This window comes from Acidobacteriota bacterium, assembly GCA_016195325.1.
Taxonomy (GTDB): Bacteria; Acidobacteriota; Polarisedimenticolia; order JACPZX01; family JACPZX01; genus JACPZX01.
Window position 1 is genome coordinate 86821 of record JACPZX010000030.1, and the last position, 25015, is coordinate 111835.

Below are 25015 nucleotides of genomic sequence, written 5' to 3' on the forward strand. Positions count from 1 at the left end.
CAACGGCGTCCGGCGACGCGGGCTTGACACGCCGCGCCGCCCCCGCGCTAATCACGAGGACATCGGCCCCGCTTCCACATCCCAGGGAGATCCTCGTTGAAACTCGGAATCTTCGGCTTCCCGCAGGTGGGCAAGACCTCGCTCTTCAATCTCCTGACCGGAACGGTCGCCGCCGCGCGGCGCGCCGATCCGAACGTCGGGGTCGCGCGCGTCCCCGACCCGCGGCTCGATCGCCTCTCCGGCATGTTCCATCCCAGGAAGACGACCGCCGCGACCTTCGAGTGCGTGGACATCGTCGGCCTCCACCGGGGTGAGGCCGCCTCGTCTCTCAACCTCGCCGTCCTCAAGCCGGTGGACGCGCTCGCGCACGTCGTCCGCGGATTCGAGGACGCGGCCCTGGCGCACTCCGAGGGATCGATCGACGCCGCGCGCGATGTCGAGAACATGGACATGGAGCTGATCTTCGCCGATCTCGACACGGTCACGAAGCGCGTGGATCGCCTGAAGCAGAACCTCGCGAAGATGGCACGGGGCCTCACCGGGCTCGAGGGGAAGCCGCAGGTGGCGGCGCTCGCGGTGTCGCTCCGGATCGAGATGGAGATGTCGCAGCTCCCCGAGAAGGACGCCGCCGCCTTCCGCGCCGACCTGGGGATCGCGGAGTCGGCGCTCGCCCGGGTGCTCCGGGGCGCCTTCGACCTTCTGGGGCTCGTCTCGTTCTACACCGTCGGGGAGGACGAGTGCCGCGCCTGGCCGCTCCGGCGAGGCAGCCCCGCCGTGAAGGCGGCCGGCGCCATCCACACCGACATCGAGAAGGGGTTCATCCGGGCCGAGGTAACCGCGTACGATCGGTTCCTGGAGGCCGGCTCGTTTCCCGTCGCGCGCGACAGGGGCTGGTTCCGGCTGGAGGGGAAGGAGTACGTCGTCCTGGACGGGGACATCGTCCACTTCCGCTTCGCCAACTGATCGGGGGACCGTCCCCGGCGGGCGCGCGCGCCCGGTCTACGGGCAGGCTGGATGCGTGTTGCGCGCCGCCGAGCCGTAGGTGGCGGTTCCGCAGGCGTTGCCCGGCGTCACCATGTAGTAGAAGACGACTCCGAGCGCCGGCGTCCCGTTCATGGGCGCCTGGCCCGTCGTCACGCTCGGCTGACAGGTTCCCGCCGGGAAGCTCAGGCTGCCCCCCGAGGTGATCTGGCCGGTCGCCACCTGGTACCGCGTCCCGGAGCCGATCGCCTGCGCCGTCCACGTCATCTGCTGCGGCGCCCCGTCGAACGCCGAGACGTCCTGGATCTCGACAGGGACGCCGAAGGCCGTCGCGTCGAGCGGCGCGCAATCGGAGGCGTCGAGCGTGCCGTCGTTGTCGTCGTCGGGGTCGATGCAGTCCTTGGCGCCGTCCGAGTCGGTGTCCGGGAACCCCTCGTCGACCTGGTTGTTGCAGTTGTTGTCGTGACCGTCGCAGATCTCGGCCGCCGGGAGGACCGAGCCGACGCACTGCACGCTGGCGCTGAGGCACTGCGTTGAGCCCAGCCGGCAGTCGCCCACGTTCGACACGCCGCAGAGGACGCCGCCGCCGGGATTTCCTTCATCCACCGTTCCGCTGCAGTTGTTGTCGAGGCCGTCGCAGACCTCGGCGCGGAACGGGGAGACGTTCGGGTCGACGTCGTTGCAGTCGAGATCGGACGGCGAGCCGTCGAAGTCGAGATCCCGGATGTTCGTGGGGCAGACGCTGACGGATCGCGCCGAGTCGCGGAGCGCGGACCCGTAGGTTCCCGTGCCGCAGTTGTTCGCATCCCGGATGAAGTAGTACCAGCCGTTCCCCAACGGAGGCGTCGGGCGACTGTCCTGCCAGGTTCCGCCGGCCGTCGACTGGGCGACGCAGAAATCCTCCTGGAATCCTCCGCGCGCCTGGATGCGCGTCAGAAGTCCGGAGACGATCTCGTAGTGCGTCCCGCTCCCGATGTTCTGGACGTCGTACGTGATGGTCGTCGGGGAGCTTCCCGAAGCCAGGACGTTCGTGATCTCTGCCGGATTTCCGAACGCGGTCACGTCGAGGGGCGCGCAATCGGAGCCGTCGAGGACGCCGTCGTTGTCGTCGTCGGGGTCCACGCAGTTCGCCAGGGCGTCGCCGTCCGTGTTCGGGAATCCCTCGTCGATCAGCCCGTTGCAGTTGTCGTCGACGCCGTTGCAGACCTCGGTCTGCGGCACGCAGGGTGGGCGCCACTCGTAGGCGCCCACGTCGTTGTCGCCGGCCTGCGGGTTGTTGGGGATGCCGTTGCCGTCGAACCCGCGCGCCGTGTTGTCCTTGTCGACGGCCGGCGCCCTCGAGGCGAACGCCCGGTCGATGACCGGCGAGTTCGGGTTCACGTGGTAGTCGCGCGCTGGCTCGTTGACGTAGTTGGGATCGAGCGTGAAGTTGCCGTTGGTCGTGAAGAAGGTGGCATCGGTGATATCGCCGGCCACCTGGTTCTTCTGGTTGCCGAAGACGTCGTTCGCCTCGAGGGTGGTGCTCGGGGTGGTTCCGTTGTCCTGTTTGTAGATGCCACCGCCCTCGCCGGCGATCATGAGGTGGTTGCCGGTGATGAGGTTGTTCGAGATAATCGTGGGAAGCGTGACGTCGCTGAGGCCGGTGAAGAGACCGGCCCCCTGCTGTCCCGTGTTCCCCGTGATCGTGTTGTTGACGATCTTCGACTTGTTCAGGTAGTTGTAGACACCGGCGCCCCGGTACGTCGTGTTCCCCACGATGACGTTGTTGCTGACCACCGCCTGCTGCACCGTGTTCAGGATGCTGCCCACACCGACTCCGCCGCCGTACGTATCCCCGATGTTGTCCGCGATCAGGTTTCTGTCGACGAGGGGCGTGCCCGGGTTGTTCGCGTCGGGGGGAAAGATCATGACGCCGCCGCCACCGCCGACGGAGAAGGCGATGTTCGGATCGCCCCCCCAGTTGCTCTGAATCGTGTTGGCGATGATCTGCGGGTTCGAGAAGAAGCCCGAGTAGACGCCTCCGCCGTAGCCGTACGTGACCGCCGTTGAGATCCCAGGAGCCGGAACGGCCCTGTTTCCCGTGATGACGTTGTTCGTGATGACCGGCGCGCCGAACGAGACGTAGATCCCCGCGCCGTCGAACTCGCGGCGCGACGGAGATACGTTCAGGATCACGTTGTTCTCGATGATGTTGTTGCGAATCGTCGGGGAGCTGAAAACGTAGATTCCCCCTCCGCCGACCACCGTATTCGGGGACGGAACCGCCTGTCCGCCTCCCCCGGTAATCGTGAACCCGTCGAGGACCGTGGTCGGGGTGTGGCCGGAGCCAAACGTGACGACCGAGCACTGAGTCCCGGTCCGCTTGGTGCAGAAGGCAGAGTCGGTGCACGGCTTCCCGGCGGAGTTGATCGTCGTCACCGCGGCTCCGCCCGACGATATCACGCTGACGTTCGGCCTCATGCGGATGGCTTCGGGGTAGGTCCCGGGGAGAACGCTGACGACGTCTCCCGAGACGCCGACGCAGATCGCGTCCTGGATGTGGCAGTAGGGGCTGGCGAGCGACCCGGACCCGGTCGCGGGACAGGTGTTGTCGTCGACGTAGATCGTCGCGGCGCCGGCGGGTGAGGCGACCAGCACGACGGCGAGAAACGCCGCCCCGAGCGCAGGGAGAACTCCCCGTCGCAGGGACTCGGCATCCCACGCGGTTGCTCTTGCGAATGGAATCATGGCCTCTGGAGCCGGAGCGCTCATGTCCCCCAGGTCGTAGCGATCGCCGACGCGGTCTGCCCACCCCGCCGGGAACCAGAGAAGTGACTGCGGATCTTCGTGAGAGTTCGGATAGTTATACCGCCATCCTAGGCCGAGTCAAGAGAATCGTTGGGAGTTCGACGCGGAGTCACCGTCCGACGGTCGCAAAATCCGACGCGTTCCAGAATTTTGCATAAACTCGATACAGGAGGCAGGGTAGGGATCTGATTGTTCCGATGGCATCTTGACGCATCGTTCGCGCTCCTACCTGACCACTTTTCCGATCCCTGGCGCAGCAATTTCACCCTTGACAGGCTTGGATTTCGCGGTACATTGCTGGCCTAATTCGGCCTTCATGAGGGCAGTATTCCCGGGTGAGGAGGGGTTGAGGCATGCGAAATATCCGGAAGCACGCGCTGATGCTGGGTGTGGCCATGATGTTCCTGGCGGTCACGGGCCTGGCGATCAGCAGTCAGGCGGGCAGGGACTTCCAGCGCTGCGTCCAGTCGTGTAACACGTCGCACAACACCTGCAACGCGCAGTGCAATACCGACTGCAAGGCGCTGTGCAACAACGTCTCGACTTGCACGAACCCGTGCATCGTGAACTGCAAGACGACGACCTGCGATCCGACGCTGGACGAGTGCAAGGCGATGTGCCATGCCATCAAGGATGGAGGCTCGCCGACCGAGCCCTAGTCAGCTGCAAGTCGGTTCAAGAGAATCCGCCCCCGCCGTGGAGAGAGACCCGGCGGGGGTTATTCTTTTCGGGCCTCGCTCCGGAGCAGCTCGATTCGCGAATCGTCCGGCGCGAGAGCCCTGAGCTTCTCGATGTAGGGCGTGGCCTCGTCCCGCCGTCGCTGGTGAAGCAGGAACGACGCGAATCTCGCGCACGCCTCTGGCTCGTCCGGATAAGCTTTCAACGCCCCCACGTACGTGCGTTCGGCGTCTGGCGCCTTCCCGAGCGCGGCCAGCTCGTCCGCGAGATCGAGAATGATCTCGAGGCCACCCGCCCTCCGGGCGAGGTATCGTTTCAGGAACTCCGCCGCGCGCGCGTGATCCTGCATGCGGCCGTAGGCGATGCCCATGAGGTAGAGCGCCGACGTCCCGCTGTCTCCGTCGGCGTCGGACGCGATGACATCCCCGAGCGGTGACAGGCTCTCCTCGAACTTCCCTTCGTCCTGAAGAATCTGGCCGATCTTCAGCCTGCCGAAGGTCGTGAGCTCCGGCTCCCCGGACGTCGCGAAATTCCGGTAGGCTTCGATGGCCTCCTTCCGCCGGCCGACCCGCTCGAGAATCGTCGCCCGCGCGGAGAGCCTCGCATTCCTCGTCTCGCGATCCACCGATGGTCCCGAGTCGATCCCGGCGAGGATGGCGTCGGCCACGTCCTTCGCGAAGGCCGCGTCATCGAGGAGCGTGTGGACTTCCGCGTTCGGCGTGAGCTCGAAGCTGCGGCGGACCAGCTCCGACGCCTCCTTCGTCAGCCCGGAGCGCCAGTACAGGACCGCGAGCGCGTCCCGGTAGAAGAAGAACTCCGGGTCGAGATCCGACGCCGTGAGACACGCGGCCGCCATCACGCGCTCTTCATATCCGGGGGCGCGCCGCACGTTCGGAGCCGCCTTCTCCGGGTGCGAGACTCCCGCCTTTGCGGCCGCAACGACCGCGCGCAGACGCGCGAGACGCTCGCCCCCCGCGACGTGCGAGCGATAGACCTCGGCAAGGTTGAACCAGGCCCAGGCGTCGGCGGGATTGGCGGCAACGGCGGCCGTGACGGCCGCGACACCGACGCCGAAGCGCTCCTCCGCGCCGCGCGCCGCCAGCGCGGGGATCGTCACGCCGTTGGCCTCGGAGATCTCGACCGCCCGGGCCACCAGCACCTGCCCCGGCCCGTCGCCTGGCTCCCACGAGCGCGCCTTCACGAACTCGTCGAACGCGGTGGCGACGTCGCCGGCCGCGAGGGCCCGCTCGCCGCGGTGGCGGTGGGTGAACCAGGCGATCCGAGAGGAGGCGTCCCAGACGCTCAGAGAGAGCAGCACCAGGAGTCCGGCGCGGCGCAACGCCCGCCGGATCACGCCCTTGAGCCTCGCCGGATCCGGGAGCCGGGCTCGCCGGCGACCTCGCGCTCGGCCTCGTGCTGCGCCGCCAGGCGCACCAGCCGGATCAGCGCGGCGCCCAGCACGACGAGCAGCAGAAAGTTCGCCGGTACCTGGAGGTTCGACGTGATGCACGAGTGGACGAGCAGCGCCGCGATGCCAGCGAGGATCCCCGCGTGGGCGTACCGCGAAGGACTGTCCCTGAAGAGGCCCGGCCGCCAGACGATGAAGAGCCAGGCGCCGCCTCCCAGCAGGGCGAGCACGGCTCCCGGAACGCCGGTGTCGCACACCAGCTCGATGTACTCGTTGTGCGCGACGTCCCACCACGAGCCGCCGGGGGGAGCGTAACGCAGGAAGGAGAACGCGAAGGTGCCCAGACCCGTTCCGACGACGGGGTGATCGGCGATCAGACGCATCGCGTGAGTCCAGGCCTCCATCCTTCCGCCGATGGACGGGTCGGACTGGCCTCGCTTCAGCGTCCCCACGCGCTCGAGGACGTGCTCCGGGCCGATCCAGAGCAGGAATCCCCCGGCGAGGGCGAGGATGAGAGCGAGGATCGCGATCTCGCGCTTGTGGCGGCCGTACGTCGCGAGCAGCCCGGCGATGAGGAGCATCGAGAGGCTGGTCGAGATCATCCCGCCCCGCGACAGGGAGTAGAGGATCCCGGCCATCGTGGTGATCGCCGCGAAGCCGCTGAGGAGGAACTGGGGGAGGGCGTCCACGGTGCCGTGCGCCAGCCGGCGGCGGGCCGCGAAGGTCAGGCCGATCGCGATCGGAAGCGTGGTCCCGGCGAAGGCCGCGTACGTGTTCCGATCGACGAACGGGCCGAAGGGGTTCGAGAACTCCCCCTCGCGGATCCAGTAGAGCCTGCCGTTCCAGTTGAACTTCTGGAGGATGCCGAGAAGCGACACCGCGAAGCCGCAGAAGACCGCCACTCCCAGGAGCCTGAACACGCGCTCTATCGTTCGGAAGTGGCCGAGGACCACCGCGAACACGGCGACGAGCGAGAGGACGAGCCCGAGCTTCTGCCGCGTCGCGAAGGGGTAGATCGAGAGCGTCCTCCACCCCGGAAGGTCATCGCCGGCCGGCGCGGGGCCGGCCGGGGGCTCTTGCGCCCCCGCCACCGAGTTCGCGTCGGCCGCCGCGACGCGGGAGGGCCTCCTGGCCACGAGCCACGCGGGGAGATCGGCGCGCCGCGCGCCCTCGCTCCCGTCGTACCCCGGAATCGTCATCGCGTAGAGGGCGTGCGTGCGCGGGGAGAGGGCCCGGATCACCGCGGGGGGGAGCGGGAGAATCTGCAGCACCACCAGCGCGACGAAGAGCGCGATCGCCGTCCAGAGGATGCGGAGGCGGCGGGAGATCTCCGCATCCGCCGGGGGCGCGGAAGCGTCACGTTCGCCGCGATCCCAGGCCCAGGCGAGCAGGATCACCGCCGCGACGATCTCGAGGACGCCCAGCGCCCACCCTTCGACGCCGCCGAAAGCGAGGGGGGTGAAGAGGAGAAGGAAGTAGATCCCCCCTTCGACGATCGCGTTCCTCACGACGCCGCGTGGAGCAGCGCCGATTGAAGGGACGTCTCGTCGTCCGGGGGGACGGTGCGCAGATCGACGAGGAGCCATCCGTCGCGCACCCGCGCGACCACCGCGGGGCGCCCGCCCCGGAGCGCGATCTCGTAGCTCTCGGCGCTCGCGAAGCGCGGGCGGAGGGCGAGGATTCGAGTCGGGACCTCGCACGCGGGGGCGGCGCCGCCGCCGACCCGTGACGCCCCGTCCTCGACGCGGGCCTCGAGCCTCGCCCCCGCAGCCACGACGAGGCGGGCGGCGAGCGCCTCGGCCCGGCGGCCGATCTCCGCCGCGGGGGTCGAGAGCATCCGCAGCGTCGGGATCTCCTCGAGCGGCCGGCCGGCGACGAACGACTCCAGCGTCGCCTCGAGCGCGGCGACGGTCACCTTGTCCGGGCGGAGGGCGCGGTAGAAGGGGTTCGATCTCATCGCCGCGACGAGATCGGCGCGCCCGACGATGAGCCCGGACTGCGGGCCGCCCAGGAGCTTGTCTCCGGAAAACGTCACGATGTCCGCGCCCTGCTCGAGGATCCACGGGACCGGCGGCTCGTCGCCCAGGCCGAACGGCGAGAGATCGAGGAGATTGCCGCTCCCCTGATCCACCATCAGCGGCAGGCCGCTCGACCTGGCGAGGGCCGCCATCTCGGCGACGGGCGCCTCCTCCGTGAAGCCGACGATCCGGTAGTTGCTCGTGTGGACCTTGAGGAGCGCGCCCGCGCGATCCCCGAGGGCGGCGCGGAAATCCGCGACGCGCGTCCGGTTGGTCGTTCCGACCTCTCGGAGGATCGCGCCGCTCTTCGCCATCACGTCGGGGATGCGGAACGAGCCGCCGATCTCCACGAGCTCGCCGCGGGAGATGAGGACCTCCCGGCCGTCGGCGAGGGTGTTCAGGGCCAGCATCACCGCGCCCGCGTTGTTGTTGACGGCCAGGCCGCGCGCGCCGGGGAAGAGGCGCGCGAGGAGATCCTCGATGTGCGCCTGGCGCGAGCCGCGAGCCCCTGAGTCGAGATCGAACTCCACGTCGCAGTAGCCCGCGGCCACCGCCGAGGCGCGCGCGACCGCCTCGGCGGACAGGGGCGATCGCCCGAGATTGGTGTGGACGATGACGCCCGTGGCGTTGAGGACGGGTGACGTCCGGCGCGAGAAGCGGCGGGCGAGGAGGGCGCCGAGCCTGCCGGGGAGGGTCGCCTCGAAGGCGTCGACGCTCGCCGCGTCGATCTCTCCCGCGACGACGGCGCGCCGCAGCTCGTCGACGGCCTCGCGCACGAGGCCGGTGATGAACTCGCGCGAGAATCGCCCCGCGAGCTCGAGAACCTCGGGCTGATCGAGCAGCACGTTGACGGACGGAATGCGCCTGAGTGCCGGTCCCGATCCCAACTCGTCTCGCCCCACCTGCGCGTCTCCGTTTGATCTGCCTTCCGACAGGCCGCTATATTATAGGTCGATCCGCCCGTGAGACGGGCGCGACCCCTCTTGAAGTTCCCCGGAGAGTGCCCGCGGCATGCAGGAGCCCCTGTCCCCCATCGAGGAGGATCTCAACCGGCTCGAGGTGGCCATCAGGCAGGTCAAGCAGCAGTACGACATCTTCTTCGCCGGCGCGGCCCCGCGGCAGCCCTTCGAGACGAAAAAAGAGGTCGATCTGCTCATCAAGCGGCTCGGCAACACGCCGATGCAGCGCTTCTCGGATCGCTACCGGTACAACTCCCTCGCCGGCAAGTACCAGACCTACTGCGAGCTCTGGGCGAAGAACGTCCGGATGAAGGAGGAGGGGCTGCGCCCCGGCGGGAGGGCGGCGCCCCCGCCGTCGCAGGCGGCGCGGCCGCCCGCCGAGTCCGTCGTCTACCGATCGAGGTTCAGGGATCCGACGTCGGAGGACGACAACTTCAAGACCTTCTATGATAGGTACGTCGAGGCGCGGCGCGCTCTCGACAACGGCGCGAGCGAGGTCTCGTACTCGACTTTCCTGCAGCAGATCGCGAAGAAGACCGAGGCCATCAAGTCGAAGTCGGGGTGCGACTCGGTCGCGTACAAAATCGTCGTGAAGGAGGGCACGGTGACGCTCAAGGCCGCCCCCGTGAAGGAGAAGGGAAAATGACGATGAACGGTCCGACGCGCGCGGCGGCCGTGACCGCCGCCGCCCTCGCGGCGGTCTGCGCCGGCTGCGCGCACGGCGGCGGCGCGGCGCCCACCGTCTCCCACGACCGGGCGCCGATCCGCGTGGACGCCGCGACCCTCTGGGATCCCAACACCGCGAAGGACCCGATCGTCGCGTACCGGTTGCGCCTCGAGACCGAGCCTAACAACCCCGCCCTGCACAACAACCTCGGGAACCTCTACGTCCAGCGCAACTGGATGGACGAGGCGATCGACGAGTACCGCAAAGCGATCGACATCGACGGCGAGTCCGCGACGGCGTGGAACAATCTCGGCACGGCCTATCACAAGCTCGGGAAACTCTCCGCCTCGAAGAGCGCCTTCGAGCGCGCCACCAGGATCGATCCGCGTTACGCGCTCGCCTGGTACGGCATCGGCACCATCTTCGACGAGCAGGGGGACTACGACAGGGCCGTCGACATGTACCTGAAGGCCGTCTCGCTCAAGCCCGACCTCCTCGACCCGGCGGTCAACCCCCAGGTGATCAACAACACGAAGATCCTCGCGATCCGCCTGCGGAAGTACCTCGAACAGGGGGGCTCCCTGGCCCTGCCCCTCGAACCGATGCCCGAGTGACCTCGAGGGTCTGGCCGCTCGCCGTCGCGCTCGCGGCGCTCGCCGGATCCGGCGCCGCCGCGGCCGACGGCGCGGGCAGCGCGTGGGGCGCCCGGGCGCGCGCGCGGATGGTCGCCGACGCGCTCAAGGTCGCCCCTCCCGTCCTCGCCGGGCTCATCACGCGGCACGAGGACTCGCTCAGGGCCGGCCTCGAGGAGGCCACCCGGAGCGAGGGGACCTCGCAGCACAGGCTCGACGGCGCGGACCCCGCCTCCGGCGCCGCGGCCGCGATGGACACGGTGGCGGGGAAGGCGATCGCCGCGATGGACGGGCACAGGCCGATCTCGGACGTCGTCTTCTACCTCGGCGTCCTCGCCCACCTCGCGGCGGACGTGAGCGATCCGCTCCTGACCGCCCCCGAAGGAGCGACCGCCCCCTTCGCCCCCGACTTCCCCCGCTACGTCGAGCGAAATCTCGACCGGTTTCCCGCGGTCTTCTACGGCTACCCAGAGGAGCCCGGCACCCTCTCCGCGGTGGCGCTCGACTCGGCGCACCTCTCGCGCGAGTACTACGGACACCTGGCGCGGGCCTACGCCGAGAGCGGCGGATCGAGCGAGGGGTTCGACGTCCGATCGATTCCGTTCGGCATCGCGTCGCTGTGCTACTCGCGCGCGGTGACGGGGATCGCGCGCGCCTGGCTGCACGTCTGGCGCGGGGCCCACGGGGACACCGGCGGAACTCCCCACCTCGCCTCGGCGGCGCCGCCGCCGAAGGCGATGGCCCCGATCCCGCGCGTCGCCCGCCCCGCACCGCGGGCCCCCGCGCCCCCCCCGGAGGCCGGCGCGGGCGCGCCCGACGCGGGCGCGCTTCAGGCCGCAGGCGGCGAGGAGGAGACGCCCACGAAGGTCATCATCGGAAAGAGCCGGCGGCGGCTGAGAGAGGAGGCGGCGCGCTCCGCGAAAGGCGCTCCCGCCGGCGGGACCGCGAATCCCGGCACGGCCAAAGACCCGAACACCCCCGGAGATCCGAACGGTTGAGGAGTCCCGGCATGTCGCGCACGGCACGAGCGATTGTCAGCGTCTTCGACAAGGAAGGTCTCATCCTTTTCTGCCGCGGGCTGGCCGCGCGGGGGATCGAGATTCTCTCGACCGGCGGCACCGCGACCGCCCTCGTCGAGGCCGGCGTTCCGGTGAAGCAGGTCTCGGAACACACCGGGTCGCCGGAGATCCTGGAGGGGCGCGTCAAGACGCTGCACCCGAAGGTCCACGGCGGGATTCTCGCGCGGCGCGCCGAGCCGTCCCACATGAAGCAGCTCGTCGACCAGGGCATCGCCCCGATCGATCTGGTGGCGGTGAACCTCTACCCCTTCGAGCGCACGGTCGCGGCAAAGTCGGAGAGGGTCGAAGAGGTCATCGAGATGATTGACATCGGAGGCCCCTCGATGATCCGCTCCGCCGCGAAGAACTGGCGCGACGTCGCCGTCGTGACCGATCCGGCCGATTACCCCGCGGTGCTGGCGGAGATCGAGGCGGAGGGATCGGTGTCGGCCGCGACGCGGCGCCGCCTGGCGGCGAAGGCCTTCGCGCACACGGCGTATTACGATTCGCGCATCGCCGACTACTTCGCCCACGTGGCCCTCGACGCCGGGAACGCGCCCCGCCTCGCGCCGCGGCCGGCCGGCTTCCCCGACGTCCTCACCTTCGGGCTCGTCAAGGTCGCCGACCTCAGGTACGGCGAGAACCCGCACCAGAGCGCCGCCCTCTACGCGGATCCCGCGGAGACGCCGCCCGGAGGCGCCGCCCCCGCCGGGCCGGTGAGCGCGAGGCAGCTCCAGGGGAAGGAGCTCTCGTTCAACAACATCCTCGACCTCGACGCCGCGTGGGCCGCGGTGGCCGATCTCGAGGCGACCGGCTGCGTGATCGTGAAGCACACCACCCCGTCGGGAGCCGCGTGCGCGGACACGCTCGTCGAGGCGTACCGTCTCGCGCGCGACGGCGATCCCGTCTCCGCCTTCGGCGGCATCGTCGCCGTCAACCGGCCGCTCGACGCCGTGACGGCCGCGGAGATCGCGCCCCTCTTTCTCGAGGCGGTCATCGCCCCGTCGTTCCAGAACGGGGCCCTCGACGCCTTGAAGGGGAAGAAGAACCTCCGCCTGATGGAGGCGGCCGGGCCGGCCGCAGGCCAGGGAGGATGGGATCTCAAGCGCGTCGCCGGAGGCCTTCTCGTCCAGGATCGCGATCGCGTCGGCGAGGCGCCGGCGACTTTCCGCACCGTGACGAAGCGCGGGCCGGCGCCGGGCGAGATGCGCTCGCTCCTCTTCGCGTGGCGCGTCGCCCGCCACGTGAAGTCCAACGCGATCGTCTACGTGCGCGGAACGCGGACCGTGGGCATCGGCGCCGGGCAGATGAGCCGCGTCGATTCGGCGAAGATCGGAAGGGACAAGGCGCGCGAGGATCTCTCGGGCACCGTCCTGGCGTCGGACGCCTTCTTCCCCTTCCGCGACGGCGTCGACGAGGCGGCGAAGGCCGGGGTGGCCGCGATCATCCAGCCGGGGGGATCGGTCCGGGACGAGGAGGTCATCGCCGCGGCCGACGAGCACGGCATCGCGATGCTCTTCACCGGCCGGCGGCACTTCAGGCACTGACCGGCCGGGCGGCTCACCTCTCCTCGAGATCCCTCCGCTTGAGCGACTTCACGTAGACGTCGAACGCGGCATCGCGGCCGTGCCGCTTGTAGTGGCTCGCGAACTCGATGTGCTTCTGGATCGACGCGTCGCCCGGATCCATCTCGAGCGCGTCCTTGAAGTGATCGACGGCGTTCTCGATCTCGAATCCCGAAAGCGTCTCGAGGCCCCAGTTGTAGTTCGCGTTCTCGATGTACCGCGGCAGGATCGCCATGTCCTTCCGCTCCTCCCGCAGGCGGTACAGCTTGTAGAGCGCGCCGGCCCAGTCCGAATCCTTGAACGCGCCCTTCGCCGCGTCGAGCTCCTTGTAGAACTTCGCCCACTTCTGCTGGAGCGCCGCGGCCTTCGACCGGGCATCGGCCGCCTCGAAGTTCGCCGGGTCGAGGGCGAGGATCTGGTCGAACCGATCCACCGCCTCGGGGTACTTCTCGTCGCGCGCCAGCGCGCGCCCCTCCTTCATCAGCGCGTCGATCTTCCTGCGAACCGCCGCGGGGTCGGGCGCGGTCGCCTTCGGGGGCTGCGGGCCCTGCGCGCCGGGGAGGATCTCCAGCGAGCCGGCCTTGCGGGGCGGCGCGCCCGTCGCCGGGTCACCCGGCCCCTCGACCCCCGCGGGGGTCGGGGCCGGCGGGACCGCGGGGCGCGCGGACGCCGATTCCGGCTCCGGCCGCGCCGGCTCGCCTCGGAGGACGAAGTACCCTACGCCGGCGGCGAGGAGCAGCACGGCGGCGAGGGCGCCGCCGAGCACCATCGTCAGGGGGTTCCGTTTCACGACCGGGACAATCGGCTTGCGCTTCATCACCCCTGCCGAGACCGACGGCGCGCTCGCGTGTCCGGACGATCCGCGGCTCGGGTGCTCGTCGTGCGGCACGGCCAGCGGGACCGACTCCGAGCTGAGCATCTCCGCATCGGAGGGCCGGGGGGCCTTCGATCCGATCGGGGACTTCGAGGCGGCGGGCTTCGCGGCGGGAGCGGACGGCGCGGGGGCCGGGGCCTCCGGGTGGGCCGGCGCGGCGGCCTCGCGCTCCGCGATCTGATCGAGATAGCCTCGGGCGTCGGGATGTTCGGGCTGGAGAGCGATCACCTCCAGGAACGCCTTCTTCGCCTCGGGAAGCCGGCCGGACTCCAGGGCGTCGACGGCCCGGAAGTACGACTCGTCCGCCCGCCGCGCGATGTCCTCGAGGACGGCCTTGGCCCGATCGATCAGGACGCCGGCCTGGACGTGACTCTCGCTGATCGCGTAGATGCGGGACAGGACGTCGATGGCGGCCTGGGGCTTCTTCTGCCCGAGGAGCTTCTCCCCCTCTGCGATCAGCGCCGCGACACGCGCTTCGGCGTCGGGAGGCGCCCCTTGGGCCCCCGGAGCCGTCGCCTCGAGGTCGAGGGGGGAGGCCGCCCCGGCGCCGGCGGGCGCGTCGGGCTCGAACTCGAACTGCGCGAGGAGCGCGTCGGTCTTCTCGCCGGCCCTTCCCTTGAAGGGAGAGGGCGGGAGATCCTTCTTTCCGCCCTTCTCGACCTGGAACGCGGACGGCACCTTCGCCTTGTCTCCCGGGCGTCCGGTCACCTTCTCGAGGATGGCGCGCGCCTGCTGGTTCGCGTCGTCGACCGACAGCACGTTGCGCGCCTCCTCGGCGGCCTCGCGCGTCTTGCCCTGCTGGAGGAATCGCTTCGCGCGCTCGAGCCTCTCCTTGACGAAGGGCTGCGCCTCGTGCGCCTGGCTCACCTCCTCGTGGAGCTGGCGGACGGAGTCCATGTGCGGGGCGATCTCGGCGAGAAGCTGGCACCCCTCGAGCGCCTCCTGGTACCGGCCCGTGGACATCAGCTCGCGCACGCGCGCGATGCCGATGTCGATCTTCTCCTGCGTCTCCGCGTCCGTGGCGCCGGCGGGGAGGAGCGCCGCGCTGTCGTCGGCATCGGTCTCCGTCGCCTCCCAGTTGACGACGAGGAGCTGCGCCATCCGGATCCCTTCCTTCGCCTTCTGCTGGCCCGGATCGAGCGCGAGCACCTCGTGCCAGTGCGCGATCGCCTCGGCGTACTTCCCGAGGTTGTACTCCTTCCCGGCGGTCTCGAGGAGTTCCTTGATTCGCTTGTCGTCCATGCGACTCCCGGCTCGTCAATGACCCAGTCGGCGGCAGCGGCCGCTCGACGTGCACGGTTTCCCCGGCTCCACGACGCACGCGCCGCGCTCGCCCCACGCCGGCGCCGACGTGACGAACTGCAGCGACGCGTCGGCGCGTGAGGCTATCACGGAAGAGACGGCGCGGGGAGGGGTCGCGAGCCCGACCCATTCGGGGGGGATGACGTCTCCGGGATGGAGCGCGCGGAGCGGCATTCTCGCCATCGCGCGCGCGCGGCCTACGCCGTGTCCGGGGCGTCGTCGACGTCGAGGATGTCGACGATGGCGACGATGGCCGCGTCGAGAGGGGCTCCCGGGACGCGGACGGCGTCGCCCGCCGATTTTCCCTCGGCGACGACGAGGACCCGCTCCCCCTCCCCGGATCCGACCGCGTCGGCGGCGAGGAACTCCGCCCCCGCATGGGCTCCCGTGGGGTGAATGGGCTGCACGATCATCATCTTGAATCCGTGGTACGCAGGATGTTTCTGCGTCGCGACGACGTTTCCGACGACGCGCGCGAGGATCACTTGCTCCCTCGATCGGAGGGCACGACGTGGACGTGATCGACGACGCCGGTGACGCCCGCGTCCGTCGGCACGGCGGCCGGAAGGAAGGCGTGCGCCGCCTCGCGGCCGCGCACGTAGAGGACGATCTCGCCTGCGCCGGCGCCCGCCGCGTCCGCGGCGACGAGGAGCGCGCCCCGCGGCTTCAGGGAGGCGTCGAGAGGTTGCACGAGGAGGAGCTTCGATCCCGTGAGCCCCTGGTCCTTGGGCGTCGCGACGACGCGGCCGACGATCCTGCCGAGGTTCACGGCGACCTTTCGCCGACGCCGGGGCCCCACGGGCGCGCGCCGTCCAGAGCGACCGTGTCGATGATGCCGACGATGGCGGCGTCGACCGGAGCGTCCTTGGTGCGGGACGTCATGCGGGCCGAGGAGCCCGTCACCACCAGGACCGTCTCGCCGCTCCCCGCCTGGACCGTGTCCACGGCGACGCTGCACGCGCCCGCCGGCGCCCCGCGCTCGTCGAGAGGCTGGACGACCAGGAGCTTGAAACCCTCGAGCCGGTCGTCTTTGCGCGTGGCGACGACGGTGCCGACGATTCTCGCGAGGTACATGCCGCGCCCTCAGGTCGTGATTCGAATCAGCCCCGGCTCTTGCCGATCGGAAGCCTGTCCTCGAGGCTCTGGTGCGGCCTCGGGATGACGTGGACGGAGACGAGCTCGCCCACCTTGCGCGCGGCGGCGGAGCCGGCGTCGGTCGCCGCCTTCACCGCGGCCACGTCCCCGCGGACGATCGCGGTGACGAGACCCGAGCCGATCTTCTCGTAGCCGACCAGGGTCACCTTCGCCGCCTTCACCATGGCGTCGGCCGCCTCGATCATCGCCACCAGCCCGCGGGTCTCGATCATACCCAGGGCTTCACCCATACCGGCGTCCTCCTTCTCCTTCATTCTCAGCCTCGGCTAGGTCAGTCCTTTGACGACGTCCGAGACCAGCTCGACGAGCTGGTCGCGCGTGACGTGAATCTTCTCCGGGTCCTTCCCGCCGATCTTCTCCTCGAGCACCGGGCACGTGAAGCAGGCGTGCGCCCTGGGCTCGAAGTGCGCGCGGCGGCGAATCGCCTCGAGCTTGGCGACGTTCTCCGGGGAGAGCGGCCGCTCCTCGCCGAGGATGCGCGCGACCATCCAGATGTGCGCGAAGTGCTCGAGCGTCTCCATGCGGTCGTACGCGCTGAAGACGTCGCTTCCCGAGGCCATCGCCCCGTGGTTGGCGAGCAGGATGGCGTCGTGGTCCCTCACGTAGGGCTCGATGGCCGCCGCGAGCTCCGGCGTCGTCGGCGTGCCGTACTCGGCGAGCGGGATCGTGCCGAGCGTCAGCACCACCTCCGAGATGAGCGGCTGATCGAGGGGAACGCCGGCCACCGCGAATCCCGTCGCGTGCGGCGGATGCGCATGCACGACCGCGCCGACGTCGGGACGCTCGCGGTACGCCACCAGGTGCATGACGATCTCGCTCGAGGGCTCGAGCTTCCCGTAGAGTTTCCGCCCGTCCGCGTCGGTGACGACGAGATCCTCCTCGTCGAGCCGCCCCTTGTTCCGGCCGGAGGGGGTGACGAGCAGGCGGCCGTTGTCCATCCGGACGGAGATGTTCCCGTCGGCGGCCGCGATCATCCCCTTCTGATAGAGGCGGCGGCCGACCTCGCAGATGTCCTTGCGGAGCTGGTGCTCGCTTCTCAAGAAGCCCCGCCCCCCGAGGCCCGCTTCGTCCTCTCCTTCGCCATCTCCTCCTTCAGCGCGTCGAGGTTGATGGCGCCGGGATTGATCTCGGCGACCTTGTTGAAGGCCTTCTGCGCGCGGTCGAAATCGCCCAGGTCGTACATCGCGACGATGCCGATGTTGAACCACCCCTTCCAGTGCTTCGGGTCGGTGGCCACGGCGCTCTCGAAGAGCTTCATCGCCTCGGCAGGCTGGCCGGTGTTCCGGAGCGCGGTGCCGAGATCGGTCGCGATGTCGACGTCCCCCGGCTTCACGGCGAGCGCCCTCTGGTAGTACTCCTTCGCGCCGTCGAACTTGCCGGAGTCGAAGTACATGTCGCCGAGGCGGCGCAGGGCGTCGTAGTTCTTCGGATCCTTCTCGATGAGGGCCTTGAGGGAGCCGATCTCCTTCTGGACCTGCTCCATCATCGCCATGTTGGGCGCGCCGTCGGCGCCCCCCGCGGCCGCGTCGGCGCCCCCCGCCGGGGGCATCGTCCCGCCCGCGGGGCGATCCGCGCCGGCGACCGGTCCGACCTTCCCCTCCATCCCCGGGGGGATCGGCGGGTGGGCGAAGCCGCCGCCGCGACCGGCCCAGATCTCGTGGGCGACGACGAATCCCATCAGAAAACCGAAGAGGAGCCCGGCAAACGCGAAGGAGACCTGACCTTTGTTCATCGCTGAAGATTCTCCGAAGGAACGCGGCCAGCGTAGCAGAAAGCGCTCCAAGAGGGTCAATCGGATCGCGGCGGAGAGCATAATGGGGCATGGGCTCAGCGGTCCTCGAGATCCGCGATCTGGCGAAGAGCTACGGCCGCACGGTCGCGCTCGACGGCCTGACGCTCTCGCTCGAGCCCGGCGAGATTTTCGGCTTCCTCGGCCCTAACGGCGCCGGGAAGACGACGACGATCCGGCTCCTGCTCGATCTCATCCGCCCCACGCGCGGCGAGATCCGGATCTTCGGTCTCCCGCCGCGCGACCCCGCGTCGCGCGCGCGCGTCGGGTACCTTCCCGACCTCCTCGGCCTCGACGATCGCCTCACCGGTCGTGAGACGCTGGCCTTCTTCGACGCGCTCCGCCCGAAGGGCTCCCCTCCCGCCCGGCCGGAGCGCGTCGCCGAGATCTGCTCCCGGCTCGGCCTCCCCACCCGCGATCTCGATCGCGTCGTGCGGAGCGATTCGCGGGGCACGAAGCAGAAGGTCGGCCTCGCGGCCGCCTTCCAGGGGGATCCGGATCTCCTGATCCTCGACGAGCCGACCGCCGGGCTCGACCCCCTCGTCCGCGAGGCGGTCTTCGACCTGATGCGCGAGGCGGCGCGCGCGGGGCGCACGATCTTCCACTCGTCGCACGTCCTCTCCGAAGTCGATCGCACGTGCACGCGCGTGGGAATTCTCCGCGAAGGGCGGCTGGTCGCTCTGGACACGATCGAGGCGATGCGGCGGAGCTCGGTGCGACGGATGGTGGTCCGGTTCGAGGATGGGAAGGCCCCCGGCGCAATCTCCCTTCCCGGCGTCGAGGTCGTCGAACGCGAGGGAAGCCGCCTCGTCCTCAACATCTCGGGGGATCTCCACCCCCTCCTCGGGTTCCTCGCCGCGCACTCCGTCACCGACGTCGTCTTCCCCGAGAGGGATCTCGACGAGGCCTTCGCGCAGCATTACCGCGGACCGGAGGCGCGGCCATGATCGGAACGCTCGTCGCGCGCAACCTGAAACACCAGAGGCGGCTCCTCCTCGCCGGGCTCGCCGGCCTCGTCGCGTTCGAGACGCTCCTCTGCTGGGCCGCCTCTCAGATCGACCGGAATGTCGGGCTTCGCGCGCTCATGCAGCTCATGCCTCCGTCGATCCAGAGCCTCATGCCGGCCGAGGCGAGCTTCGTCTCCTTCCCCGGCGCGGTGGCGTTCGGTTTCACGCACCCCGTCGCCCTCGCCATCTCCTTCGCGCTCGTCCTCGCGGCGGCGACGACTCCGGCAGCCGAGCACGAGTCGGGATTCCTGGATCTCGTCGTGGCGCGCCCCGTCTCCCGGACGACGTACCTCGCGGCGACGCTCCTGGGCGTCGCGCGCGCCGCCGTGGCCGCTCCCATCGCGCTGCTGATCGGAGCGGCGATCGGGATCGCCGTCGCCGCCTCTCCCACCGCGCTCCCCTGGACGGCCTACATCCCCGGCGCCCTCGAGCTGAGCGCCCTTCTCCTCGCCGGAGGCGGCCTCTCGCTCGCCATCTCGGCGGGCGCCGCGCGCCGAGGTCCGGCGATGGCCCGATCGGTGGCGATTCTCCTCGCCTGCTTCTTCCTCGATTTCCTCGCGGGGATCCGGCCGGAGCTGAGGACGCTCGGCGCCCTCTCCCTCTTCCACTACTTTCGTCCCGTCGCCGCCGCCGTGAACGGGGAGCCGCCGCTCGGGGGCTGCGCCGTTCTTCTCGCGGTCTGCGGGGTCGCCACCGCCATCGCCTTCGTGCGCTTCGCCCGCCGCGATCTCTGACGCGGGGGGACGCGGTAACATGACGCGCGTGCGGCGACTCCTCGCTCCCCTCCTCGCGATTGCGGCCGCCGGTCTCGCGGCGACGGCGGCCGAGCTCCCCGCGAGCCCACCGGCGCATCACGCCCTCACGGTCCGACTCGATCCCGCGCACCACGCGATCCGGGTCTCGGATGAGCTGGACCTTTCCGGAGCGCCGGCAGGAGCCGACGGCGGCTACCGTTTCACCCTGCACGCCGGCCTCGCGCCGAGGGTCGCCACGGCGGGGTGGCGCCTCACGAAGGATTTCCGCGAGGCGGAGCCGGGAGACGTGCCGCTCGAAGCCTGGCGCCTGATCCCTCCCGCGAGCGGCGGCGCCGATGTCGCGATCGAGTATGGAGGGGCGATCGATCACCCCGTCGCCGTCGGCGAGGAGGAGTACCAGCGCGGCTTCTCGGAGACCCCCGGGACGATCGAGGAGCGCGGCGTCTACCTCGCCGGCGCGACACACTGGGTTCCGACCTTCGGCGAAGCCCTGGTGACGTTCGATCTCGAGGTGGACGGCCTCGCGCCCCTCTGGGACGTCGTGAGCGCCGGGGAGCGCACGCGTCACGAGACGGCGGCGGGGGAGCGCACGACCGCGTGGCGATCGACGCACCCCGTCGAGGAGATCCACCTCGTCGCCGGCCCGTGGATCGAGCGCGACGATCGCGCCGGCGCCGTCCCCTTCGCGGCCTTCCTGAGGGAGGACGACCCCGCGCTCGCCGCGCGCTACCTCGACGCGGGGAAGCGCTATCTCAGGATGTACGAGGGGATCCTCCCGCGATTCCCGTGGCCGTCGTTCTCCCTCGTCGAGAACTTCTGGGAGACCGGATACGGGATGCCGGGGTTCACGCTTCTCGGGCCGAAGATCATCCGCATGCCGTGGATCCTGACGTCGTCGTACCCGCACGAGCTGCTCCACAACTGGTGGGGAAACTCGGTGTACGTCGCGCCTCAGGGGGGCAACTGGAGCGAGGGGCTGACCGCCTACATGGCCGACCATCTCTTCGCCGAGCAGTCGGGGGAGGCCGAGACGTACCGGCGCACGACGCTCCAGAAGTACGCCGACTTCGTGCGCGGCAACAACGACTTCCCTCTCGCCGCCTTCACCTCGCGCCGCTCGGCCGCCTCGGAGGCGGTCGGATACGGGAAGGCGATGATGCTCTTCCACATGGTGAGGCGAACCGTCGGCGACGCCGTCTTCCTCGAGCGCCTCTCCCGCTTCGCCGACGCGCACCGCTACGCGCGCGCGTCGTTCAGGGACGTCGCCGAGGCGTTCGCGGGAGCGGGTGAGACCGACTGGCCCGCCTTCTTCGAGACGTGGACGACGCGGACCGGCGCGCCGGCGCTCGAGCTCTCGAAGGCCACGGTCCGACCGGCCACCGCCTCGCCGGGCGCTTTCACGCTCGACCTGGAGATCCGCCAGACGCAGGCCGAAGATCCATTCCCTCTCGTGGTCCCCGTCGCGATCACCGTCGCCGGCCGCGAGGAGCCGATCCTGAAGGACATCCCGTCCACGGAACGCGTGGCGGCCGCGTCGATCGATTTGCCCTCGCGGCCGCTGCGCGTCACGGTCGATCCCTCCTTTGACCTCATGCGACGCGTGGACCCTCTCGAGGTCCCACCGGCCCTCTCGTCGCTCCTCGGCGACGAAGATCCGCTCTTCGTGATCCCGTCGCGCGCCCGGGCGGTCGAGGCGAAGGCGTGGCGCGATCTCGCCGCCGCGTGGACGCACGGCCACGCGCCGCGCGTCGTCACCGACGCCGAGACGGCGAAGCTCCCCGAAGGAACGGTCTGGCTCCTCGGCTGGGACAACGCGCTCGTGCGCGACTTCGCGGAAGAGCTGGCCGACCCCGCGGTGACGGCGCGCGCGGACGGCGTCACGATCGATGGGACGGTCACCTCCCGTACAGGGCGCTCCGCCGTCCTCGTCGCACGGCGGCGCGCCGACGCGCGAAAGGCTGTCGGCTGGATCGCGGCCGATCCGATCGCGGCGATCCCCGGCCTCGCCCGCAAGCTCCCGCACTACTCGCGCTACTCGTGGCTCCTCTTCAAGGGGGACGAGCCGGAGAACACCGGCAAGGGAGCCTGGGCGCCGCACGGCTCGCCGCTCGTCCGGGATCTCGCGCCCGGGGGCGCCCCTCCGCTCCGCCTGCCCGCGCGAAAGCCTCTCGCCGATCTCCCCGCGGTCTTCGACGGCGCGGCGATGCAACGCACCGTGGAGTCGCTGGCGTCACCGGAGATGGCCGGCCGCGGCGCGGGAAGCGCGGGCCTCGATCGGGCGCTGGCGCTCGTCGAGCGCGCGTTCACCGACATGAAGCTGACGCCCGCGGGGGACGCGGGGTATCGCCAGAGTTTCAAGGAAGGGACGAACCTTCTCGGCGCCCTCCCCGGCTCCGACGCCGCGCTCGCGGATCATCCCGTCGTCGTCCTCGCCCATCTCGATCATCTAGGCTCGGGAGGCGCGCTCGCCCGCGCCGGAAACGACGGGAAGATGCACCCGGGCGCCGACGACAACGCGTCGGGGGTCGCCGTCCTCCTCGAGCTGGCGCGATCGATGGCGGCCGAGCCGCGCGGCGTGAGGCCCGTCCTCTTCGCCGTCGTCTCGGGCGAGGAGATCGGCCTCCTGGGCTCACGCCACTTCATCTCGACGCGCGCGCCGGAGCGCCTCCCCTTCGCCTGCGTCAACCTCGACACGGTGGGGCGGCTCCGCGACGGGAAGCTCTACGCCCTCAACACCGACTCGGCGCGCGAGTGGCGCTTCATCTTCATGGGGATCCAGGCGACGACCGGCATGCCGATCACGATCGTCCCCGAGCCCCTCGACAGCTCCGATCAGACCGCCTGCCTCGAGAGCGGTGTCCCCGCGGTCCAGCTCTTCACGGGTCCGAACGCCGACTACCACCGCCCGTCGGACACTCCCGAGAAGATCGACGCCGACGGGATGGCCCGCGTCGCCGAGGCGGCGCACGAGGCGGTGGCGTATCTCGCCTCACGCGCTGAGCCTCTCACCGTGAAGCTCGCCGCGGCGGGGGCCGCGGCGGCGCCGGGAGCTGCCTCGCCGGCGCCTCCCGCGCGGCGCGCGGGGATGGGGTGTGTCCCCGACTTCGCCTTCGCCGGCCCCGGCGTGCGCGTGCAGGACGTCGTCGCCGACTCGCCCGCGGCGAAGGCCGGCCTCATGGCCGGCGACATCCTCCTCTCCTTCGGCGGCGCGGAGATCGCGGGGCTGAAGGGCTACTCAGATCTCCTGAAGGCGCACGCCCCGGGCGACATCGTCGAGGTCGTCGTGAAGTGCGGGGAGCAGAAGCTCACGATGAAGGTGACGCTGGCGGAGAGGTGAGCGCGATCCGATCTCACGGCGCCGCCGGAAGATCCGACGCGCGGTACGGCTCGGCGAGGAGCTTCGACGCCTCCTCGTGCGCGCCGCGAAGATCCGGAAGGTCGAGAGCCCTCCGGTACGCGCGGAGGGCCGCCGAGCGTCTCCCCGCCAGATCGTGGATCTGGCCGATGCGAACCTGGTTCCACGACCGTAGATCCGGATCCGCGGGGAGCCAGAGCGGCGGCGGAAACTCGGCCGCGCCCGCGTCCTCGGCGACGCCGCGGCGAAGCCGCTCGTCCTCGCGCGCCCGGCGCTCGGCGATGCGCGCCGTCTCCTCGTGGGCCATCAGGGCGGCGGCGTACTCCTTGAGGGCGACGTCGACGCGCCCCTCGCGGTAGCGCGGGAGCACCGCCCGGGGGTCGGCCTCCTGCGCCGCGCGGTACTTCCTCATCGCCTCCTCGAAGCGCCCGGCGCGCTCTGCGGCCAGCCCCTCGCGGGCGAGGGCGGCGGAGCGCGACGCGACGTCGAGGAGGGCGAGCGCCTCGCGGACCGTCGGGTCGATCCTCGGGATCGTCAGATCGGGATCGACCAGCGCCTCGGTGACGCGGAAGGGAAACGGGACCTCGACGCGGCTGACGCGCCCCCCGAGCCTCACCGGGCGCGACTCGCGGCGGCCGCCGCCTCGCGCTTCCACGGGGATCAGGAGCCGGAAGGTGCGCGCCCCGGTCTGCCGCACCTCCCCGGTGACGAGCCCCTCGACCGATCCGGACCCGACCCGCAGTTCCGACTCGATCTCGGGGAGCCCCGAGAGGTGGACCCACTCGTCCCGCAGCCATCCGAAGGGGAGCCCGGAGGCCTTCTGAAGCGCCGTCACGAGGCCGTCGGTCGTCAGGCGGCGGCTCGAGCCCGGAGGATATTCGCCGGCCAGGGCCTGGAGCGCCTCGTCGAGCGCCTCGGGCGACGCGACGGACGCGATCATCCTGAAGATCATCGCCCCCTTGGTGTAGTAGAGGAGGCGCGCGTCGGGATCGACGCGCCGCGTCGCGGAGATCGGCGGAAGGAGAGCGATGGTCTCACCAGGCGCGCTCTTCCGGCTCGCGAGCTCAAGGAGATCGGCGCGGCGCCAGCGATCGACGACCGTCTTCTCCCCCATCGAGTCCAGCGCGCGGCGCGCGAAGTCCTCCGCGAGCCCCTCGTTGATCCAGTCGTCGTACGTGTGCGTGTCGGCGAGGGGCGCGAAGGCGTGCCCGATCTCGTGGAGGATGCGCCTCAGCGTTTCGTCCTTCTCCTCGCGGGTGAGAGGCCCCTCCAGCCCCGGCTCGGTGAGCCAGCCCGTCGGGATGACGACCAGAGGTGGCCGCGCGTAGCCGTCCCCTTCGCGGGGGACGATCGCGATCGTCACCGTCGCCGGGGGGGCGGCCGATCGCGGCGGCCGCATCCTCGAGGCGATCGCCTCGCAGCCGCGCGCCAGATCCCCCGGGAGCCACGTCGCGACGGAGCCCGGGAGATCGGCCGAGACGATCTCGAGCCGGCAGGAGGCGCCCGCGGTCACGGAGATCTCGCGCATCGCGGAAGAGAGGATGAGCGGGACATCGTCACCCGAGGAACGGCCGCGCGCGATCCGGGTCGTCGCGGGCGCTCCCGTCGTCACCAAGCGTTGGACCTGCGGCGCCTCGACCTCAATCACGTAGTCGAACCCCTGCGGTCCCTCGAGGATGGGAAACCACGCCGCGTAGAGGTTCAGCTCGGTGAGGTCCGGAGTGATGCGGCTGATCGATCGGGGGCCGCCGGGAAGCGAGCCGTGATAGCGCACGACGAGACGCATCGTCTCGCCCGGGGCGGGGGGCGACGGGATGCTGAACCTCCGGCTCGCCGGTGAAAACGCGAGGTGGTCGTCGGGGTCGCCCCTCGTGAAAGGGACCGGCGCGCCGTCCACCTCGACGCCGTCGATCTCGAAGTCGCGGTTCAGGAAGAAAGAGAGCGCCGCGGCAGGAGCGAGATCGAGCGATGCGGTCGCGATCAACGTGCCCGCCACGGGATCGATCGCCACGTGCATCGAGAGAT

22 protein-coding genes are annotated in these 25015 nt (G+C 70.4%); 9 read left to right on the forward strand and 13 right to left on the reverse strand.

Annotated features, from left to right (window positions below; all coding sequences use genetic code 11):
- The first annotated feature begins 96 nt into the window (after positions 1-96).
- Positions 97-963: a YchF family ATPase gene (locus tag HY049_07330; GenBank protein ID MBI3448710.1), complete on the forward strand. Its 867-nt coding sequence runs from the start codon at positions 97-99 to the stop codon at positions 961-963.
- Between the two features lie 36 nt (positions 964-999).
- Here the strand turns inward: HY049_07330 and HY049_07335 are convergent, their stop codons facing one another.
- Positions 1000-3708, reverse strand: a complete 2709-nt coding sequence (locus tag HY049_07335; protein MBI3448711.1) for a hypothetical protein — start codon at positions 3706-3708, stop codon at positions 1000-1002.
- A gap of 413 nt (positions 3709-4121) precedes the next feature.
- Here HY049_07335 and HY049_07340 point away from each other — a divergent pair, with 413 nt between their 5' ends.
- A complete protein-coding gene (locus tag HY049_07340; GenBank protein MBI3448712.1) occupies positions 4122-4427 on the forward strand; it encodes a hypothetical protein in 306 nt (101 codons plus the stop codon).
- Positions 4428-4486: 59 nt separating this feature from the next.
- Here HY049_07340 and HY049_07345 read toward each other — a convergent pair whose 3' ends face one another.
- The 3 genes from HY049_07345 to HY049_07355 are packed head-to-tail and all read right to left on the reverse strand — an operon-like array spanning position 4487 to position 8774.
- Positions 4487-5800, reverse strand: a complete 1314-nt coding sequence (locus HY049_07345) for a hypothetical protein (protein MBI3448713.1) — start codon at positions 5798-5800, stop codon at positions 4487-4489.
- Positions 5797-7362 (reverse strand): O-antigen ligase family protein, encoded by a 1566-nt coding sequence (locus tag HY049_07350; protein MBI3448714.1) that lies wholly within the window; start codon positions 7360-7362, stop codon positions 5797-5799. Before HY049_07350 ends, HY049_07345 begins: the two co-directional genes overlap by 4 nt.
- A complete protein-coding gene (locus HY049_07355) occupies positions 7359-8774 on the reverse strand; it encodes an L-seryl-tRNA(Sec) selenium transferase (protein MBI3448715.1) in 1416 nt (471 codons plus the stop codon). Before HY049_07355 ends, HY049_07350 begins: the two co-directional genes overlap by 4 nt.
- Before the next feature lie 109 nt (positions 8775-8883).
- Here HY049_07355 and HY049_07360 point away from each other — a divergent pair, with 109 nt between their 5' ends.
- Genes HY049_07360 through purH form a run of 4 tightly spaced genes read left to right on the forward strand, consistent with a single transcriptional unit; the run spans position 8884 to position 12735 of the window.
- Entirely contained in the window at positions 8884-9477 is a 594-nt protein-coding gene (locus tag HY049_07360) for a hypothetical protein (GenBank protein ID MBI3448716.1), read from the forward strand.
- Positions 9474-10112 carry a tetratricopeptide repeat protein gene (locus HY049_07365; GenBank protein MBI3448717.1) on the forward strand — a complete coding sequence of 213 codons (639 nt, stop codon included), beginning with the start codon at positions 9474-9476 and terminating at the stop codon, positions 10110-10112. Before HY049_07360 ends, HY049_07365 begins: the two co-directional genes overlap by 4 nt.
- Positions 10109-11128: a hypothetical protein gene (locus tag HY049_07370; GenBank protein ID MBI3448718.1), complete on the forward strand. Its 1020-nt coding sequence runs from the start codon at positions 10109-10111 to the stop codon at positions 11126-11128. Before HY049_07365 ends, HY049_07370 begins: the two co-directional genes overlap by 4 nt.
- An 11-nt stretch (positions 11129-11139) precedes the next feature.
- Positions 11140-12735, forward strand: a complete 1596-nt coding sequence (purH, locus tag HY049_07375; protein ID MBI3448719.1) for a bifunctional phosphoribosylaminoimidazolecarboxamide formyltransferase/IMP cyclohydrolase — start codon at positions 11140-11142, stop codon at positions 12733-12735.
- A 13-nt stretch (positions 12736-12748) separates the two neighbouring features.
- Here the strand turns inward: purH and HY049_07380 are convergent, their stop codons facing one another.
- From HY049_07380 to HY049_07415, 8 genes are all read right to left on the reverse strand, one after another.
- Entirely contained in the window at positions 12749-14869 is a 2121-nt protein-coding gene (locus HY049_07380; protein ID MBI3448720.1) for a hypothetical protein, read from the reverse strand.
- Positions 14870-14884: 15 nt separating this feature from the next.
- Positions 14885-15103 (reverse strand): hypothetical protein, encoded by a 219-nt coding sequence (locus HY049_07385; protein MBI3448721.1) that lies wholly within the window; start codon positions 15101-15103, stop codon positions 14885-14887.
- 23 nt (positions 15104-15126) lie between these two features.
- A complete protein-coding gene (locus HY049_07390) occupies positions 15127-15414 on the reverse strand; it encodes a EutN/CcmL family microcompartment protein (GenBank protein MBI3448722.1) in 288 nt (95 codons plus the stop codon).
- A complete protein-coding gene (locus HY049_07395; protein ID MBI3448723.1) occupies positions 15411-15698 on the reverse strand; it encodes an ethanolamine utilization protein EutN in 288 nt (95 codons plus the stop codon). The genes HY049_07390 and HY049_07395 overlap by 4 nt, the downstream gene beginning before the upstream one ends.
- Positions 15695-16003, reverse strand: coding sequence for a EutN/CcmL family microcompartment protein (locus HY049_07400; GenBank protein ID MBI3448724.1), 309 nt, complete (start codon positions 16001-16003; stop codon positions 15695-15697). Before HY049_07400 ends, HY049_07395 begins: the two co-directional genes overlap by 4 nt.
- 26 nt (positions 16004-16029) lie before the next feature.
- Positions 16030-16314, reverse strand: coding sequence for an ethanolamine utilization microcompartment protein EutM (gene eutM / locus HY049_07405; protein ID MBI3448725.1), 285 nt, complete (start codon positions 16312-16314; stop codon positions 16030-16032).
- 36 nt (positions 16315-16350) lie between these two features.
- Positions 16351-17058 (reverse strand): class II aldolase/adducin family protein, encoded by a 708-nt coding sequence (locus tag HY049_07410; GenBank protein ID MBI3448726.1) that lies wholly within the window; start codon positions 17056-17058, stop codon positions 16351-16353.
- A 62-nt stretch (positions 17059-17120) separates the two neighbouring features.
- Positions 17121-17816: a tetratricopeptide repeat protein gene (locus HY049_07415; protein ID MBI3448727.1), complete on the reverse strand. Its 696-nt coding sequence runs from the start codon at positions 17814-17816 to the stop codon at positions 17121-17123.
- Positions 17817-17905: 89 nt separating this feature from the next.
- On the opposite strand from HY049_07415, the gene HY049_07420 reads away from it, so the two are divergent.
- From HY049_07420 to HY049_07430, 3 genes are read left to right on the forward strand one after another with little or no spacing between them, the layout of a single operon-like run.
- Positions 17906-18820 (forward strand): ABC transporter ATP-binding protein, encoded by a 915-nt coding sequence (locus HY049_07420; GenBank protein ID MBI3448728.1) that lies wholly within the window; start codon positions 17906-17908, stop codon positions 18818-18820.
- Entirely contained in the window at positions 18817-19614 is a 798-nt protein-coding gene (locus HY049_07425; GenBank protein MBI3448729.1) for an ABC transporter permease subunit, read from the forward strand. Before HY049_07420 ends, HY049_07425 begins: the two co-directional genes overlap by 4 nt.
- 19 nt (positions 19615-19633) lie before the next feature.
- A complete protein-coding gene (locus HY049_07430) occupies positions 19634-22972 on the forward strand; it encodes a M28 family peptidase (GenBank protein MBI3448730.1) in 3339 nt (1112 codons plus the stop codon).
- A 13-nt stretch (positions 22973-22985) separates the two neighbouring features.
- Here the strand turns inward: HY049_07430 and HY049_07435 are convergent, their stop codons facing one another.
- Entirely contained in the window at positions 22986-25007 is a 2022-nt protein-coding gene (locus HY049_07435) for a hypothetical protein (protein ID MBI3448731.1), read from the reverse strand.
- Between the last annotated feature and the right edge of the window lie 8 nt (positions 25008-25015).